A 16921-nucleotide genomic window follows, 5' to 3' on the forward strand; every position below is an offset into this window, starting at 1 on the left:
GCCCAGACTATAAGGAGAGCGGGATGAGCGACCAAATACAAAGGCTTCAAGTCTGCGGGCAATCAGGATTCCAGCTTAATTTACATGCAAAAGGGCATGGAACGAAACGGACAAAGTGTAAAAACTAAAAAAGGCAGACAGCCTCTATTATCGAGATTGTCTGCGATCGGAGAGCTGCTGATTTATAGCAGCTCCTTTTTCATGAACATTTTTCATGTCATTTTCGAAACGAGTACGTCCTTATCTCTCCGACCGTGAAGAACATGATAAATCGGTATGCCCATTATAATTAGCCCCGCCAGCGATAAATACATACCTCTGTATCCGATTAAAGGGACCAAGCAGCCTAATATGAATGGACCAAAACCTATCCCCAATTCAAGAAAAACGAGATATGTCGATGTTGCCAATCCGATTCTTTCCCTAGGGGTCACCTTGATGGCAAGTGATTGTGTACAAGATTGGAAGTTCCCATACCCTAATCCGACAAAGGCCGATGCCACTAAAAAGACGAAACTCGTTTGTGCCTGACTAATTAGAATCATACCAATTGCAAATAAAACCAAGCCAGGATAAGCCACGCTATTGCCGCCTTTCAAATCAACCAGTTTCCCTGTAAATGGCCGTGAAACCAGAATGGCCAGTGCATAGACAAGAAAGTAAAAACTGCCCGCCTCTACTAAATCGATTTCCGCCGTATACGCGGTGATAAATGACAGAATGCTTGAATACCCAAGTGCTATTACGAATATCGAGAGTGAAATGGGCAAGGCCTTCGGTTCAATGAAACTGGAAAACGTAAATCGTTTCCTGGCAGACGACATTATCTCCTTTGCTGGAGAATCGACAAGAACGGAAATCATCAAGCTTCCCAACCCGACCGCTAATGAAAATACAAAAATACTCGTGTAATTAATATATTCTATAAGCGCGACTCCAATCAAAGGGCCGATAGCTGCCGCCAACACTGCACTTAAACTGAAATAACCGATTCCTTCTCCATATTTATTAGGCGGGATGACCTTCCCTACAATGGTTCCAGTTGCTGTAGTCGCCATTCCCACTCCTATTCCCTGTAAAAAGCGAATAACCATGAGGGCAAAGATATTAGTAGGCATAAAATAAAAAAAGGTCATTATGATATAGATGGCAATCCCCATCATCAGCATTTTTTTATTGCCTACCATTTCTATTTGCCGACCAGCAAATAAGCGACTCATTAAAGCGCCAATTATAAAGATACTGGCAACCAATCCAGCAGTACTGACCGAAACACCATATTTTTCAATAGCATAGGGCGCCATCGTTACTAACAGTAAATACATCGATAACATCAATCCGAAGTTAACCACTGATATGGAAATAAAATCTTTTGTCCATAATCCTTCTTTTTTCATGATACACAACCTTTGTACGCTAGTATTTTGGGAATATTCTTAGAAACAGTCATCATTTTCCGATACGTTTGATCCTTCAAGCATTTTTTGGGCTTCCGCTCGATCGTACGTTTTGTCACAATATTTCGATAGTTGAATCCACAACCATGCAGTATAACCTTCCATATATATAAATGCTAGTAATTTAATTGATAACAATTTTCATTATCAATTGGATGAATGGAAATGTCAATATAATGTTTCTCATACAAAGGGCGATATACATTAGGTTTTTATTAAGTAATTACGCCCTCATCCAATCAAGGCTAATCCATCCTGCGTAGTATGTAAAAAAAGCAAATGGGGTGATGATTATGAAATTACAAGATATCCAGGGATCCTATGATTTGGTAGTGAGCTTAGGCGCGTGGTGCGGTCCCGCATTGCACTCAAAACGTCATGATTTAAGAAGGCATTCATTGCCTTTCGATTGGGTTCAATCCCCTAATCTAACCGAAGTAAATCGTTTATTGAGAAATGGGTTTCAGGGTTTCATGGAGCTGGAAAATATGGTGGAAAAGGACATACTGGCACATTTCGTTGATGAAGGTAATGCCGTCTTTCAAGAAGGAGAAACTGAACCAGCCAGGGCACATTTCATTCATGATAGTCGTTATAAGATTGATTCCGTTCATGATTTTCCAATGATCGTTAATCAAGATTGGACAGCTCAGTATCCATTATATAAGGAAAAATTGAACACTCGAATTCAACGATTTTTCGCCCAAATTGCCCAAAGTCAATCCACTTTATTCATAAGGTATGAATGGCTAAACGCGAATTATGAAAACACCGCAGAACTACAAGCCATCTTGTCTGGACTCACTAAGGGTAAAGTAACGATTCTGTTAATGGAGCAGCTTGAAGGTTTAAAGGGAATAAGAGAAGTGGAATGGGGTTTGGACGGGGTTTCTTTAGTACAAGTTCCACGTCAAGAGCCCAGTAACCATGAGATTTGGGATCAAGTCCTTGAGGGCATATCGCTAGCCAAATAAAAAGGGCCTTTCCAAGCCCTTTTTCAAACCGGAGGCCATAACCTTTAAGCATGATGGGGGCCTCCGTTAATATGGAAAGGACAGGATAGCTACATAAAGTTATTAAAAAGAATGCCCTCTTTACTTAAGCCTTTAAATCTAAACAAGCTTATATTATCAACGATGACATTATAGTGGGCTTTTTTCCATACTATACTTTTGGGGTGAAAAAACGCCAAGGGTAAACTACCGAATTTCAGACGCCGACTTAATGGAAAGGATGATGAGAGCAGAAGGCGAATGGCATATCAACCTTTTGCTGGCTCTTTAAAAATCATTTTTTTTATGGGACGAAACCTGGAGCATGTGAAAGTGTTTATACAGGTTAGGCTAGGAGATTTATTGTAATTATTTCTTTTTGATGCGTAATGGTTGTTGGTTTCAAATTGCAACCTAGCACTTAAAATAAAGATATATTAAGACCAGCCTGACTTCCGACTGGTCTTTTTGCCAACGAAGGACTGCCACAGTATGAACTCTCCATTGTTGCAGTTGCTGGGATATCCGTTTCACACTGCAATCTGTCGCTTCCTATCTTACAATAGTTCCCTATTTCGCTGCCAATACAGCAGCAGCTTCTTCCGCTTCCGCATATGCTTTGGCTAACACTTCTTCTCCGCCAATCAAGGCCGTTCCTTGTACACGCAACATTTCATAATCTTCAATGCCAAAAAAATTGAACATGGATTTCAAGTATTTATGGGAGTATTCCACTTCTGCATACCAATCATCGTTTGTGTAAATAGATCCACTTCCTTGTATGACAAGCATGCTCCGTCCATCTTTCAATAGACCCACTGACCCGTTTTCTGTGTATTTATACAATTCCCTTGGAATCATAATATTGTCCATATAGTCTTTTAACTTTGATGGAATATTAAAGTTATGCAGAGGCAGCACAATCACATATTTATTGGCACTTTTGAATTGGTGTAAGACTTCTGTCATGCGGTCTGTCACTCTTTTTTCTTCCATTGTCAGCTCTAGGCCCTTAGCGGTTTTTTCCCAGGCGTTCAACACCTGTTCATCTATCGCCGGTACTTCATCTCTGTACAATTTTATTTCTTCAATTTCTTCTTCTTCACCATGTATTTCTTTATAACGCGTCAGAAAATGATGGAATACTTTAAGGCTAAAAGAAGAAGCAGAATTGACTCTCGGATGTGCATTGATAATTAGCAATTTACTCATAGGTGGGATCTCCTTCGGATATATAGAATGGTGATTTAATTAAAGATTAATCCAATCGACGATTAACTCGATCAATAATATACCTCTGATTATGTTGTTTGTCAAACAAAAAAAACTCCAGTGAATGATGGATCGAAGGTTTGCATGATTGACAAAACTATCTATTACTTCTAATATACATTTGATTATCTTATGAACGAAAAGTAGGTGAAGTTATTATGTCATATGGCGTTGGAGTCGAATATGCATTGCACTGTCTTGTTTACTTAATTGATGTACCAGAGAAGACGAGTGTTGGAATTAAAGAGCTCTCCGAATTTCAGGGACTTTCGGAAACGTTCCTTTCAAAAGTGTTTGGTAAATTGTCTAAGGCAGGCATCGTATGTTCAGTTCCTGGAGTCAAAGGTGGTTATAAGTTGGCAAGATCCGCTGAGGAAATTTCTTTTTGGGATGTAGTCGAAGCGGTTGAAGGGGTAAAACCAATTTTTCAATGTAAAAACATTTTACAGGGTGGTCTGCCATACAAGGATAAAGAGGAATCCATCTGTTCTTCTTGCCCTTCGGGAAATCTTTCTTGTCCCATTAATTTGACCATGCTACAAGCGGAAGAGCAAATGCGTGCTTTTCTCCGTCAGAAGACACTTGCTCAGCTACAGGCTGAACTGGATATTCTTTTACCGAAGGAAGTTCGTTCTTTTACGAAAGAGTATTTCACTAAGGGCAAATGATCCATTCTCGATGTCATCGACTTTATACACACGAAGACACCACACATTGACTTAATTGGATTTGTCAGTGTGTGGTTTTTACGGCATTTTTGGCATACTTTGTTGCGCATGTGATGTGCAAGATGCGATCTATCGCCAAGCTGTTATCGCCGCAGGCACCGGCTGTAGGGCTTCCAGATGAACGGTTATGCGTATTGTATCAACATGCATACAGCTGTTGCCTGAAAAACGGAACAACGGATTTATTGTGTGAGTGTATGGGAACGTGAACTTGACAGAACGTATTACCTTGATTCCAACAAAATGTCCCAAGTTGACTATAATGGAGCTTGAAGCAAAAAAACTGCCGAATGACCGGCAGTTTTTTTCAGCATTATAAATATTTTCGGTGAATCCCTTTTCCATCGTAGGAAAACAGGACCTCTTTTCCTTCCATCACTGATTCCATATGCACGGAGCGTCCCCAGAGCTGATGGATATATGGCATGACTTTCTCGAGGTATTTCAGGTCCAGCTCTATACCTTCGAACCAATGCTTTAAATATAGCTCACCATTACGCATGTAGTCGCCATCATTCACGGTGATATATGGGAATCCGCCGTTCACCCTCATGCTGACGAGCTGATCGCGGACCTGTTCCCATGCCTTATCGACGATTTTATAATCTTTGCCCTGCTTTTGGAATAGATACATATCCTCCCGCATGACCAGGTCCTTCGTCAAATAATTCCGGAGAAAGGAAATATCGGATTCGATCTCCCTGACCTCGAACATCTTTTCCCGGCCAGATCCAGGCTTGACGCCCAGCCTGATCATTTCTTCGGTTGGATTATCATAGCGTTCCTCGATATCCTCAAGCACTTTCAATCCAAGGTAATAAGGGTTGATGCTGGTGCGTGATGGCTGAACGACGCCTGCATTCAATTTGGCGAACTCGATCGCTTCCCCTGAGGATAGATCCAATTCGCGGATGATGCGCTGATGCCAATAGGAGGCCCAGCCCTCGTTCATGATTTTCGTTTCGAGCTGAGGCCAGAAATACAGCATCTCTTCCCGCATCATCGTCATGATATCCCGTTGCCAATCGGCTAGATCCCTGCTGTACTGTTCAATGAAAAGCATAATATCCTTTTCAGGCCGCGGCGGGAATTTTTTTCTTTTTTTAATGCTCGATTTCTTCGGTTTATCCTTGCTATCCAGGTTCCATAAATCATCGTATTGAGTCGCTGCCGGTTTTATCTCTTCTTCCTCTTCCTCGTCTTCCATCGACCAGGCTAGCTTAGGTCTCATCAGCGAAGGGTCGATGTGCTCTTCGATGGCTAAGAGTGCATCAAGGAACGTCTCCACTTCCTTTTTGCCATGCAGGATTTCATAATCCCGAATTCTTTCTGCGGTCGCTGACATGCTTTCGACCATATCCCTCTTCGTATTATTGAAGCGAATATTATTCTTAAAGAAATCACAATGCGCCAATACGTGGGCAACAATCAATTTATTCTGTACAAGTGAATTGGAGTCCAGCAGGAAAGCGTAACAAGGATCAGAGTTAATGACAAGTTCATAGATTTTGCTTAACCCAAAATCATACTGCAGTTTCATCTTATGAAATTGTTTTCCAAAGCTCCAGTGAGAAAAACGGGTCGGCATCCCATAGGCACCAAATGTATAAATGATTTCCGAAGGACAAATCTCATAACGCATCGGGTAGAAATCCAATCCGAATCCAGTTGCTATTTCTGTTATCTCACTAATGGCATATTCCAGAGCCTTTTGCTCCGCTCCATTCATCCGATATCCCCCTTGTCTTCCGCCTTTACACTAATGTATGAAAAAAAGGAGGAAAAATGCCGTGATCATGTGTAAAGGTCACCGATAACGAAAAAAACATCTTCACTTTGATGAAGATGCTAGCCCTGCACCGCTGCAATGATATCCTTCAGACCGTATTTCACTATTTTGGGAATCCCCTAATCACCGGCTTTTTAGAAAAGGTGCCAAGGGATGATTAGTCCAGCCATAATTACAAAACCTAAAAATCCTGTAATTGGATAAACCGTTCCTACAAGACTAGCGATGATCACAGAGATATAAAACGGGGTGCCCAATCCGATATTTCCCAAAACACCTCCAATACCGGCTTCTTTCCTATCCTGAAGGTCGCTCCCTTTACGGCCAGCATGGCCATTCCAGCCATAATATGATATGTAGCATATAGCCATGAACCTTTAGCCAATTTCTGGTTACAGTCTTTCCTTTACTCGAAGAAGATAAGATTTCAATAAATATGGAATTATCCGTAAAAAATGATAACATGAATGAATTAACATGATGATGAACAATAGCGGTGTGACGGCACTAATGATGGATAACATTGTTACAATCGTAAGGACGGTCATGACGAAAAACTCAGGCTATACCTGGAAAGCCGGGTTGTCTTCGAAAATCGCACCGGAGCCAGGGAGCATGAAACAAGAAAATGTCATCATCTTATCGATGACCCGGCCCACTACAAATCCGCCATTTTAACCGCGGTAAGGGTTTGATGCGAAGGAATGCAAATCCATGCCCGATACAAGGACTTCAACCATCTGCATCTCCTCATGATCTGCTATTGATGATTGGGATTTAAAGATTTAAATCACCTGACATTCAAAGCTCAGGCTTCCCATACTTCTCAAAAGTAAGAATGATGGCTTTCGTCAGGATTTCAATTCCAGAAAGCAAAGCATTTTTGTTGAAGGTCATATAAGGATGATGGAGCCCAGGTGCCAAATCACACCCCAACCCAAGCATTGTCGCTTTGATTTCTGGCTTTTTAAGCGTGTAAAAATGGAAATCCTCCCCTCCGGTCGTTACGACTGGTGCCACCAGATTTTCTTTCCCGAGTGTATCAGCTATAGCTTCAGCCATTATTTCCTGTGCTTGTTCGTTCACGATTGCCGCAGCTACATTAGATACCGGCTGAAGTTTTATGTCAACATCGTTAGCAATCGCCAGAGACTCTGCAACTTTCCCCACTTTTTTGGTGAGAAGCTTCATCATTTCATTATCTTGAGCCCGTAAATCCAATGAGAAACTGGCTTTTCCAGGAATGATATTGGAGCTTTCACCGCCAGCAGCGAACTGCGTCATTTTCACTGAATATGGAATGGATGGGTTGAGGTGGATGCCGTTTAACAATGTGACGAATGATGCTCCAATTTCAATCGCATTTTGGCCTTGGTGCGGTCTTGCCCCATGAGCATCCGTCCCGATTATTTCGCCTTTCATGAACTGGGCGGCACCATGAACAATGGCTGGCGACGCCTGCCCGTCCTTCACTTCCTCCACCGGCCTTAAATGCACCCCATAAAGGAAATCGACATCATCCAATACATTCTCTTCAATCATCTTCAAGGCACCTGTCCCTTTTTCCTCAGCGGGCTGAAAAATCAATCTCAGTTTACCTGCCGGCCTATAGTTCATCTCGTTCAACACGAGGAACACCCCAAGCAGCAAGGTCATATGCCCATCATGCCCACAAGAATGATTAGCCTGAAATGCTCCACCCACCTCCTGCCAAAGTGCATCGATATCCGAGCGCAACCCAACCGTGAAAGCACCGGCACCGATTTCCCCGACCACTCCTGTACAGCTTTCGAAGGTTTGTACCGTACAGTGGTTTTCTCTTAAAATATGGGAAATGAAGGCTGTCGTATTCACTTCATTCCAACTCGTTTCAGGATGGGCATGCAGATGGTCGAATATCCCGAAGATGCGCGGCCTTAATGTTTCTATCGTTTGTTTAATATCCATATCATTCTCTCCCTCATCGGTTTGGAACTTTAAAAGAAATTGTCATCTTGGTTGAACGCATCATAACTGTTGCTCAGCTTTAATCGATACACCAGCTGCCAAACTATTCAATACAGAAAAATGAACCAGGCGCCGAATCGTTGGTGAGGTCGGCAATCGTTGGAACGAAAGAGCTGATGAGACGGAATTTTCAGTCATTTAACTCCTTTGAAAAAACAAATCATCCTCATCCGTATCAGGTCCATACAAATGGAAATCCTCCCGAACAAGCCTGCGCATAAAAGTTAACCAATACGCTGCCGATATGATGAACAATGTGCAGAAATCAAATGATTATCAGCTATGGCAAACTTATCGACCCCTTTGGAGAAATCATCATCGAATAGTTTCTGTATTGTCTATTCCATGCCGCGTATATCCCGCCCCATCTCTTGAGCCATGAAGTTGGGCTGATTGGCGGCTTCAAGTTTGGAAGTATGGTATTCATTCAAGCTGCTGTTCTTATATAATAACTAATTATGGATAAGGTTTTAAGGTTCCGCAACTCCAATTAACCCGATTGAATAACAAAAGCGGACGCCGATTCCGCCAAAAGCTTTTAGGCTGAAGTGACTGCCAATATATTGAATTGCACTAACCACTATTCTGCTACTGTTTTGCGCCAGACCCCACCTTTTGCTGTAAAACATCCCTTTCAAACCATGATATGAATCTTACACTTTTAATACGATAAATTTGAAGTCATGTCTTCATTCAACGATCGAGATTATTTTAACATGGCATGTTTAGGAAAGGCTGTTTTCGCATATTTGCTATTCACCAAGTAATGGGTTTGGTGGTTTCCCCTCCAATGCTCAGCTTTACTGAGGGCGATCGTGAGGGGGAACGCCTGTGGGGTTTCCCGGTGCTCCCGCAGGAGTCTCGCAACTGCTCCATTAAACCTTAAGAGCCTGATGACATACCAATATCCAGGATTAACAATATAACGATCCGCTCTCTAAAAAGACCCACGAAGCCCGGCTCCATGGGTTACTTTGCTTTATTTTTTATGACGCTTCGCATAGCCGCACCGTTTGCACAGTTCTTCAACGGCGCATCTTCTGGAAAAGCCATCATACATATTTCTAGCACGTTCACCATTCAGGATGTCTTCAAGTGACGTTTCAAAAATATTGCCAAGGGGGATTTTCCCTTCACTATCCAAGCAACAAGGTACAACCGTGCCATCCACCAAGATTCCCAATTGATCTCTTAACGCATAGCAGAATATATTCTCGTCAATTATGTCACGATCCAATTCCGGCCATTCAAATTTTTCGGCCATATTTATATAAACCCGATCTTTCAACTTGATATTATTCTTTTGCTGAAGTGCTTCGCTCAGACGTATATCCAACGAGAGCTTCTCCTCCAACATGCTAAGTATATCGTCGTTCAGGCCATTACTCGCTTTTAGCTCATCGGTATCCATATTCCATAAACGGATGGCACAAATCACTTCACTTGTCGCATTGGCTTCATTAATGAAGTCGGCAATATTACTGACATATGTGTCAAGGCTATTTGTTGTATCATTCGCTTCAAAGCTATGAAGTGAAATATTGATTTGACGAAGGGCTTTTTTCGAAAGCAGCTTTTCCTTGACCTTCTGAATCAAAGTGCCATTCGTTGTAATGTTCACCTTCAAATCATTTTCAGCACTGATGTCGAGGAATGTACCCAAATTTTTATTTAAAAATGGCTCCCCCATTAAATGGAAGTAAATATGATCGGTGTGTGGTTTGATTTTCTCAATGACATGCGTAAAACCTTCTGGATCCATGAACTTCAGGGTCCTTTGCAAACTGGAGCTAGGACAAAAATTACACTTCAAGTTACATATATTAGTAATTTCCACATAAACTTTTTTAAACTTTCTCATGATATTGATACCCCTAAAATCAAGCTATATTGTTTCAATCCATACTAACTATACTGGTATGCAGCTCATAAAAGCAATCAAAAGTTCATGGAAGCGGAATATGGACGATCCTATCATCTAAAGTTTGACCATTTCCCCCATTCCTAAAAGAAGCGAAAAAAAACATCTTCTCAGACGAAGATGTTCGGCAAAGCGCTTGCCCCTTTTGTTCGTAATCTGAACTCACTTTCCTTTTTGCTCCGTGACCTTTAAACTAAGCAATTTTTTATTCCGCAAATCGTGTTGAACGGTCACGATGACATTGAACTCCATTCCATTAGATCCTACCAAAAATTTGAAATCGTCTTCGACAAAATTCTTCGCTACTGTTTTTCTGCCCTTATATTCATAATCGGTAACCTCATTTTCGGAATAATCCGCCTGGACAACGGCAATCGCTATTTTACCGTATTTTTCATAATCGGGCTTTTCGGCAGCTGCTGCTGAAATCGCCCCTGTGTGGAAAAGCAAAAAAACTCCGATAAATATCATGATGACTTTCTTCAAAATTTTTCCCTCCTCGTAACTTACTCTTACGTATTATTATGTAATATTGTTCAATTGTTATGCAGCTGGCTCGCTTCTTTTACAAGCATGATTCCAATGGAACGATTCCTTTCCCATTCCTCGGGAAATACAGTTACCGGTGGATTGGTTTCCTCCACTAAATAACTAAGCTCGATTGTCATACCGGGACGATTGAATTTTGTGATGAACCAATCGGTAAAACCGCTGCCTACCGCTTCTTTTTCGGGGAAGGTCAGTTCATACCCAGTCAATTCCGCCGTTTTTTTGGCAATCCCATAATCCCTCACCATATTTTCGCGTTTATTGTGATAATGCCAAAAGATTTCCCTTCCTGACGTATGGTAGGACACCGCAATAACAGGGTCCATTTCCTCAGTGAATTTCACAAGTGCCTTAACCTCGGCTGCCTGTAGGGGTTCTTTTCCTTTAAAAAATTGGTAAGCTGGTTTCGTTTCATGGCTTATGACCTCGTTCCATCCAGCCGGATACTGCCTATTCAAGTCGACTCCTTTGGCATTTGCCTTCCATCGTGACCAATTTGTACTATACCTGTTCATCTTCCAGACGGATATTTTTTCAAGAACGTTCAAGCTTGATAAATCGCCTTGTTGAATGCTGACGCCATCCGGATTCAGCATCGGGATAAACCATATGCTGACTTGATTCAATAATTCGGAAGGGTACCCCTCGATGGGCTTTCCTGCACGATAGGCGGCTGCATAGTTTTCAAGCATTGCAATTAGGATTTTCGAGCTTAGCCATTCGCGGCCATGATGCGATCCAACAAGCAGAATGGATTTTTTTCCATTTCCTAACTTGACTGCCGTGATATTTTTCCCTTTTTCCGTTTGGCCGATTATTTGTACATCCAATTTATATTGGTCCTGGATTGCTTTCAGGTCCATCTCCATACGTTCAGGGGAATATACAGCTTCTGCGAGAGCCGATTTCGGAAAAAAAAGCAGGGACACTATTCCAATCAGCATTATTTTTCTCATGGATACCTACTCACCTTTGTTTTTATTCAGGTAAAAAGCAACAACAGCGGTCCAAATACATCGCCACTTATTGTTAGGAGAAGTTAATCGGGAACTGAACAAAATACAAATAGCTCCTTAATAAGGGGGAGAACTACATGAGGATCGCGGATTATGATCAGGCATTGTTTCACACACATCGTTCTGATTGGGACAGCTTGTTAATATTGATGGTTCGAACGAAAGACCATATTCTTTCGAAAAAAATCGAACATTTTTTACACGCCTACAGATTTGAGCATGATTATCAAATCGTTCAATCTCAGCTTTATGCATTGCTTCGTTACTTGGATCATGCAGCAGAAAAAACAAATGCTTATTTAAGTGAACTTCCAGGCTAAATCACCTATAGTTTTTGCAAAACGGGAAAATATATACAAGAAGATGGATTTTTAGGGATAAACTTTGGCTGGTGAACCCCATAAAAACAAGGAAGGGTCAGGTATACATATACCTGACCCTCATCTCATTATTTTTTTATTGTCGCATAGGCAGTTGCATACATTTTAAGTTCCTCAAGTAAGCCTTCTACCAGTACGGCTGACTCTTCAAATAAACCATCTTTTTCATAATCGAAGCAATGTGGATCAAGAACCAATTGTTTCGGGATTACATTGGCATAGAGGCTGCGCCCCACAGTTCTCACGGAATTCAAGGCGTTAATCCCGCCTTTCCCTCCACCGGAAACCGCCAGTAATGCCACTGGTTTATGTGCAAATTGCTCACTGCTTAAAAAATCCAAAGCGTTCTTCAAAGCTCCACTCATGGAACCATGATATTCAGGAGTGGTAAGGATCACTCCATCCGCTTCCTCGATGCTTTTACGAAGATCTTGAATCACTTCCAATTGATATTGCTCACCTTCACCAGAATACAAAGGGATCTCACTATTGCTTAAGTCAATAAGTTCCGCTCCGTATTTCTTGGATATGTAACGTGATGCAATTCCTGTACGTCCTTGTTTACGTGGTGAACCATTAATGATTACTAACTTCATGTTATATACCCCTCCATTTGTAACGCGCTCTCTTGTTAGATGATAATCGATTGACTCCCATCACTCGCCAATCCAGTATACCAAAAATCGGAGCTGAATTACCTTGAAATTATATGTCAGCTCCTAAATATTTTTCGGCATCTTCTCGCCTTTACTGTCAAAAAAAACGAATTCTCACCTTCAGTCTTACGCTAAGCAGTTTTTATGGCAGGCGCAAGCGGCCGAGGCGGCTCCCCGGCCTCCTCTGGATAAGGGAGTTGCCTGCTGACGAATGCAACGTTCTATGTACAAACCCTCCAACTCTGTGGACAATAGGAATGAAACGTTCATTTTCGCTCACATTGGAAAAATTACATAACCACAAAAAAACTATAGACAAAACTCCATGGTTCTTGAGTTAGTCTACAGTCTGTAAGGATAACCGAATGATTACATTGTGTTTTCTTAAACTAATGCCTCAATCTGGCTCATGAAATTCGTCATCACTGCCGATAACTTGGTTTCAGCCTCCGACATTGACTTACCTTGAACGCCAAAATAGAATTTAATTTTCGGTTCCGTGCCTGAAGGACGAAGGCATACCCATGTGCCATCTTCAAGAAAATACTTCAATACGTTGGATTTAGGCAGCTCGATCGCTTCTTCGGCATTTGAAGGCAATGTTACCTTCTTACTGCTCTGATAATCTTCCACTGTGTTTACTCGGCTGCCGGCAATTTGGGCAGGAGGGTTTTGGCGGAATTGATTCAATATTCCAGAAATTTGTTTCGAACCCTCGATTCCCTTCAGCGTCAATGAGCGCAGCCCCTCAAGGTAAAAGCCATATTTTTCGAACACGTTCAATAACCCTTCATAAAGAGTGAGCCCTTGTTTTTTATAATGAGCACAAACCTCTACAGCGAGTACAGACGCTTGAATGGCATCTTTATCACGGGCAAAGTCTTTAATCAGATAACCGTACGACTCTTCATATCCGAATAAAAAGCTGTGTTCCCCGCTTTCATTATATTGCTGGATTTTCTCGGCGATGAATTTAAAACCTGTAAGAACGTCAACTGTATGCAGGCCGTAGGATTTTGCAATCGCCCTGCCTATTTCCGAGGTGACGATCGTTTTCAAGATGACTCCGTTTGCTGGAATCTCCCCTTTTTCTTTTTTCTGGGCAAGTAAATAATCAAGGAAAAGGGCGCCAGTTTGATTTCCCGTAAGGACAACATATTGGCCGGATTCGTTTTTCACGGCAATTCCCAATCGGTCGGCATCCGGGTCCGTTGCAATCAATATGTCCGCCTCTACTTTGTTTCCGAGCTCGATCGCCATTTCAAATGCAGCTGGTTCCTCTGGGTTTGGGGACTTGACTGTCGAAAAATCGGGATCTGGCAGTTCCTGCTCCTTCACGATATGTAAATTTTGATAGCCTAAGCTTTGCAGAGCCCTTCTGACTGATTTATTTGCCGTTCCATGAAGCGGCGTAAAAACGATAGACACATCAATTTCCTCTGCCAGCTCAGCATTCTCGGGAACTGTCAGCAACTCCCTATTGTAGGCTGCATCCAATTCCTCACCTACGATTTCAATAAGGCCCTTCTCTTTTAGGAATTCAACTTCTTGAACTTGAATATCAAGCTCACTTTCAATCCCATTCACATAGCCGATCACTTGATCCGCAGCTTCTGGCGTCAGTTGTGCCCCATCTTGACCATAAACCTTGTATCCATTATATTCAGGCGGATTGTGGCTTGCCGTGATGACGATTCCAGCAAATGCATTCAACTCTCGTACAGCAAAGGATAATTCGGGAGTCGGGCGCAGCTCATCGAATAAATAAGCCTTCACTCCAAATGTCCCTAATGTTTTAGCTGCTTCAAGCGCAAATTCAGGGGACTTGTGCCTTGAATCATAAGCGATCACAGCCCCTCTTCCTTTTGCATCATCCCCAAACGACGTGATGAATTGAGCTAATCCAGCCGTAGCCTTCCTAACCGTATAAAGGTTCATCCTGTTTGTTCCAGCTCCGATTTCCCCGCGCATGCCGCCTGTCCCAAACTCCAAGTTTTTATAAAAGGCATCTTCCAGCTTCGCTTCATCACGCTGCATTTCCTCAAGGAGGACACGTAATTCCCCATTTAAGTTCTGGTACCCTGCCCATTTGGTGTATAACGTCTTCCAGTCCATCTCCAACATCTCCTCCAAACGCTTTTTTATGTGTTATGTATCCGGCTTACATATACAAAATTATCACATTTTTTCCAATAAATGAAGTAAAGGCTCGAAATGAGAGGAAACACACGAAGCGTACCTACTCATCACGAGCTCTTTAACTGTTTATTTTTCACCTTTTTGATAGTGTAGCTTGTATATATCATGGCGGCGATCTTTCAATTGCCTTACCGTCCCCGACTGTCTTTCTCGTCGTAGTATTTCCAGATCGACATCGCCGATCAGGACCATCTCCAAGTTCGGGCTCGTTTCCCCGACTATGCCATCACGGGCAAATTCGAAATCCGATGGAGCGAAAATACCCGATTGGGCATATTGGATATCCATATTTTCCGTTTGCGGCAAATTGCCGACCGTTCCGGAAATGACGGTATAAATTTGATTTTCGACAGCACGGGCCTGGGCACAATAGCGAACGCGCAAATAACCTTGCCTGTCTTCCGTACAAAATGGCGTGAAGATGATTTTGGCTCCCATGTCGGTAGCGATTCGGGCAAGCTCCGGAAACTCAATATCATAACAAATTTGTATCGCAATTTTCCCGCAATCCGTATCGAAGACACGAACGCGGTCACCTGCGTTGATTCCCCACCATTTTTTTTCATTCGGTGTGATATGAATCTTATATTGCTTTTCGATCGTCCCGTCACGACGGAATAAATAAGCTATATTATAAATGTTATCATCGTCCTCTTTCACGAAATGAGAACCGCCGATGATATTGATGTTATACCTTACAGCTAGAGTGGTGAACAATTCAATATACTGCTCCGTGAAATCGGATAGCTTCCTTACAGCCAAGCTTGGCGATCTTTCATTCAAGAATGACATCAGCTGGGTGGTGAACAATTCCGGGAATACCGCGAAATCGGCATTGGCATCCGAAGCTACGTCAGTGAAGTACTCGACTTGATTGGCGAAGTCATCAAAGGAATCGATCTTGCGCAGCATGTACTGCACCACACATATCCTTACAGGTTCGGATGTTTTATAATAACGTTTGGATTTCGGCTGGTAATCGACATTATTCCACTCCATGAGCGTGGCGTACTTATTCGATTGCAGGTCATCCGGTAGGTAATTCGGATTGATCCTCATGAGCGTGAATCCATTTAACAGCTGGAATGAAAGTACTGGGTCATATATTTTATGTAACTGTACTTCTTTCACATATTCCCTTGGTAAAAGTTCATCCGCATGTTTATGGTAATTAGGTATCCTGCCGCCGATGATGATGCTTTTCAAGTTCAGCTGCGCAACGAGTTCTTTTCTTGAATCATATAGCCTTTGGCCGATTTTCATCCTGCGGAAATTTGGATGGACCATGACCTCGATTCCATATAAATTATACCCGTCCGGATTATGATTCGTGATATAACCATTATCCGTTACATCGTCCCATGTATGTCGATCATCATATTCGTCAAAATTAATAATGAGGCTCGAGCATGACCCAATCACTTTTCCATCATATTCAGCAACAAATTGTCCTTCAGGAAAAATTTCCAAATGACTCTCTAGCTGTTCCCGCTTCCAAGGAACCATTCCTGGAAAGCAACTCGATTGCAAAACGATTATTTCATCTATGTCTTCTAGTTTCATGTTACGGATTTCCATTATTTTTTCATATTTATGCAGGTCCAAATTAGGCATTTTCCTCAAACTCCTTTAATCTCTTCCATAAGGATTATACCCCTTATCCAAAAATTAAAACAACTTTACCTATCCATGTATCTCAAATTCACCTGGCTAATCTCCCCCGAAAAAGAATATATATTTTACAGACCCCATCCATACATACTATACTTTTCTTGAGGGCAAAAAGAGATGGGGAAGAGGCACCAGGCACGAGCCAAACCGCAGTGAAAAAAACAGGTATATCGTAGCCTGAGCTGCATCCGTCTGTGTGATGTTTCAAAGCTTCCATTTTTTTTAAAAAAGTGCAACGATCTTTATGCACTTTATTGGTTCCGCGCATCGTATCCTTTTATAGG

General features: G+C 42.0%; 16 protein-coding genes. 4 read left to right on the plus strand and 12 right to left on the minus strand.

All coding sequences use genetic code 11. From position 1 onward, the window contains the following. Window positions 1-212: 212 nt before the first annotated feature. A complete protein-coding gene (locus tag AS888_RS16485) occupies window positions 213-1397 on the minus strand; it encodes an MFS transporter (protein ID WP_061143243.1) in 1185 nt (394 codons plus the stop codon). Between the two features lie 353 nt (window positions 1398-1750). Between AS888_RS16485 and AS888_RS16490 the strand changes: the two genes are divergently transcribed. Further along, window positions 1751-2431, plus strand: coding sequence for a DUF1796 family putative cysteine peptidase (locus AS888_RS16490; RefSeq protein WP_061143244.1), 681 nt, complete (start codon window positions 1751-1753; stop codon window positions 2429-2431). A 588-nt stretch (window positions 2432-3019) separates the two neighbouring features. Here AS888_RS16490 and AS888_RS16495 read toward each other — a convergent pair. Beyond that, window positions 3020-3661: an FMN-dependent NADH-azoreductase gene (locus AS888_RS16495; protein WP_061143245.1), complete on the minus strand. Its 642-nt coding sequence runs from the start codon at window positions 3659-3661 to the stop codon at window positions 3020-3022. A gap of 218 nt (window positions 3662-3879) precedes the next feature. On the opposite strand from AS888_RS16495, the gene AS888_RS16500 reads away from it, so the two are divergent. Next, on the plus strand, window positions 3880-4389 hold the full coding sequence (locus AS888_RS16500) for an RrF2 family transcriptional regulator (protein WP_061143246.1): 510 nt from the start codon (window positions 3880-3882) through the stop codon (window positions 4387-4389). Between the two features lie 373 nt (window positions 4390-4762). Here AS888_RS16500 and AS888_RS16505 read toward each other — a convergent pair whose 3' ends face one another. Beyond that, the gene (locus tag AS888_RS16505; protein ID WP_061143247.1) at window positions 4763-6178 is read right to left on the minus strand and encodes a SpoVR family protein; all 1416 of its coding nucleotides are present in this window, start codon (window positions 6176-6178) and stop codon (window positions 4763-4765) included. A gap of 194 nt (window positions 6179-6372) precedes the next feature. Then, complete coding sequence (locus AS888_RS16510) at window positions 6373-6609, minus strand: hypothetical protein (RefSeq protein WP_061143248.1); 237 nt, start codon at window positions 6607-6609, stop codon at window positions 6373-6375. Between the two features lie 106 nt (window positions 6610-6715). Here AS888_RS16510 and AS888_RS16515 point away from each other — a divergent pair, with 106 nt between their 5' ends. Next, window positions 6716-6916 (plus strand): hypothetical protein, encoded by a 201-nt coding sequence (locus tag AS888_RS16515; RefSeq protein ID WP_061143249.1) that lies wholly within the window; start codon window positions 6716-6718, stop codon window positions 6914-6916. A gap of 123 nt (window positions 6917-7039) precedes the next feature. Here the strand turns inward: AS888_RS16515 and AS888_RS16520 are convergent, their stop codons facing one another. From AS888_RS16520 to AS888_RS16535, 5 genes are all read right to left on the minus strand, one after another. Beyond that, the gene (locus AS888_RS16520) at window positions 7040-8179 is read right to left on the minus strand and encodes a M20 peptidase aminoacylase family protein (protein WP_061143343.1); all 1140 of its coding nucleotides are present in this window, start codon (window positions 8177-8179) and stop codon (window positions 7040-7042) included. Window positions 8180-8245: 66 nt separating this feature from the next. Next, on the minus strand, window positions 8246-8383 hold the full coding sequence (locus AS888_RS25860; RefSeq protein ID WP_155645526.1) for a hypothetical protein: 138 nt from the start codon (window positions 8381-8383) through the stop codon (window positions 8246-8248). An 841-nt stretch (window positions 8384-9224) separates the two neighbouring features. Continuing rightward, on the minus strand, window positions 9225-10106 hold the full coding sequence (locus tag AS888_RS16525) for a radical SAM/SPASM domain-containing protein (protein WP_061143250.1): 882 nt from the start codon (window positions 10104-10106) through the stop codon (window positions 9225-9227). A gap of 222 nt (window positions 10107-10328) precedes the next feature. Further along, entirely contained in the window at window positions 10329-10652 is a 324-nt protein-coding gene (locus tag AS888_RS16530) for a DUF3889 domain-containing protein (RefSeq protein ID WP_061143251.1), read from the minus strand. A 50-nt stretch (window positions 10653-10702) separates the two neighbouring features. Continuing rightward, on the minus strand, window positions 10703-11671 hold the full coding sequence (locus AS888_RS16535) for a M14 family zinc carboxypeptidase (protein WP_061143252.1): 969 nt from the start codon (window positions 11669-11671) through the stop codon (window positions 10703-10705). 137 nt (window positions 11672-11808) lie between these two features. Here AS888_RS16535 and AS888_RS16540 point away from each other — a divergent pair, with 137 nt between their 5' ends. Then, window positions 11809-12051 carry a YhdB family protein gene (locus AS888_RS16540; protein ID WP_061143253.1) on the plus strand — a complete coding sequence of 81 codons (243 nt, stop codon included), beginning with the start codon at window positions 11809-11811 and terminating at the stop codon, window positions 12049-12051. Window positions 12052-12179: 128 nt separating this feature from the next. Here the strand turns inward: AS888_RS16540 and AS888_RS16545 are convergent, their stop codons facing one another. The 3 genes from AS888_RS16545 to AS888_RS16555 all read right to left on the minus strand — a co-directional run bounded on the left by AS888_RS16545 (window position 12180) and on the right by AS888_RS16555 (window position 16580). Next, a complete protein-coding gene (locus AS888_RS16545; RefSeq protein ID WP_061143254.1) occupies window positions 12180-12707 on the minus strand; it encodes an NADPH-dependent FMN reductase in 528 nt (175 codons plus the stop codon). A 444-nt stretch (window positions 12708-13151) separates the two neighbouring features. Then, window positions 13152-14882: a phospho-sugar mutase gene (locus AS888_RS16550; protein WP_061143255.1), complete on the minus strand. Its 1731-nt coding sequence runs from the start codon at window positions 14880-14882 to the stop codon at window positions 13152-13154. 150 nt (window positions 14883-15032) lie between these two features. After that, complete coding sequence (locus tag AS888_RS16555) at window positions 15033-16580, minus strand: bifunctional GNAT family N-acetyltransferase/carbon-nitrogen hydrolase family protein (RefSeq protein ID WP_061143256.1); 1548 nt, start codon at window positions 16578-16580, stop codon at window positions 15033-15035. Window positions 16581-16921: the final 341 nt, after the last annotated feature.

Source organism: Peribacillus simplex (genome assembly GCF_001542915.1).
Taxonomy (GTDB): domain Bacteria; phylum Bacillota; class Bacilli; order Bacillales; family DSM-1321; genus Peribacillus; species Peribacillus simplex_B.

Excerpts from the sequence above, each read along its gene's own strand:
- AS888_RS16485 (WP_061143243.1), bottom strand. The coding sequence starts at position 1,397 with ATGAAAAAAGAAGGATTATGGACAAAAGATTTTATTTCCATATCAGTG.
- AS888_RS16490 (WP_061143244.1), top strand. The coding sequence starts at position 1,751 with ATGAAATTACAAGATATCCAGGGATCCTATGATTTGGTAGTGAGCTTA.
- AS888_RS16495 (WP_061143245.1), bottom strand. The coding sequence starts at position 3,661 with ATGAGTAAATTGCTAATTATCAATGCACATCCGAGAGTCAATTCTGCT.
- AS888_RS16500 (WP_061143246.1), top strand. The coding sequence starts at position 3,880 with ATGTCATATGGCGTTGGAGTCGAATATGCATTGCACTGTCTTGTTTAC.
- AS888_RS16505 (WP_061143247.1), bottom strand. The coding sequence starts at position 6,178 with ATGAATGGAGCGGAGCAAAAGGCTCTGGAATATGCCATTAGTGAGATA.
- AS888_RS16510 (WP_061143248.1), bottom strand. The coding sequence starts at position 6,609 with ATGGCTATATGCTACATATCATATTATGGCTGGAATGGCCATGCTGGC.
- AS888_RS16515 (WP_061143249.1), top strand. The coding sequence starts at position 6,716 with ATGATGATGAACAATAGCGGTGTGACGGCACTAATGATGGATAACATT.
- AS888_RS25860 (WP_155645526.1), bottom strand. The coding sequence starts at position 8,383 with ATGACTGAAAATTCCGTCTCATCAGCTCTTTCGTTCCAACGATTGCCG.
- AS888_RS16525 (WP_061143250.1), bottom strand. The coding sequence starts at position 10,106 with ATGAGAAAGTTTAAAAAAGTTTATGTGGAAATTACTAATATATGTAAC.
- AS888_RS16535 (WP_061143252.1), bottom strand. The coding sequence starts at position 11,671 with ATGAGAAAAATAATGCTGATTGGAATAGTGTCCCTGCTTTTTTTTCCG.
- AS888_RS16540 (WP_061143253.1), top strand. The coding sequence starts at position 11,809 with ATGAGGATCGCGGATTATGATCAGGCATTGTTTCACACACATCGTTCT.
- AS888_RS16545 (WP_061143254.1), bottom strand. The coding sequence starts at position 12,707 with ATGAAGTTAGTAATCATTAATGGTTCACCACGTAAACAAGGACGTACA.
- AS888_RS16550 (WP_061143255.1), bottom strand. The coding sequence starts at position 14,882 with ATGGACTGGAAGACGTTATACACCAAATGGGCAGGGTACCAGAACTTA.
- AS888_RS16555 (WP_061143256.1), bottom strand. The coding sequence starts at position 16,580 with ATGCCTAATTTGGACCTGCATAAATATGAAAAAATAATGGAAATCCGT.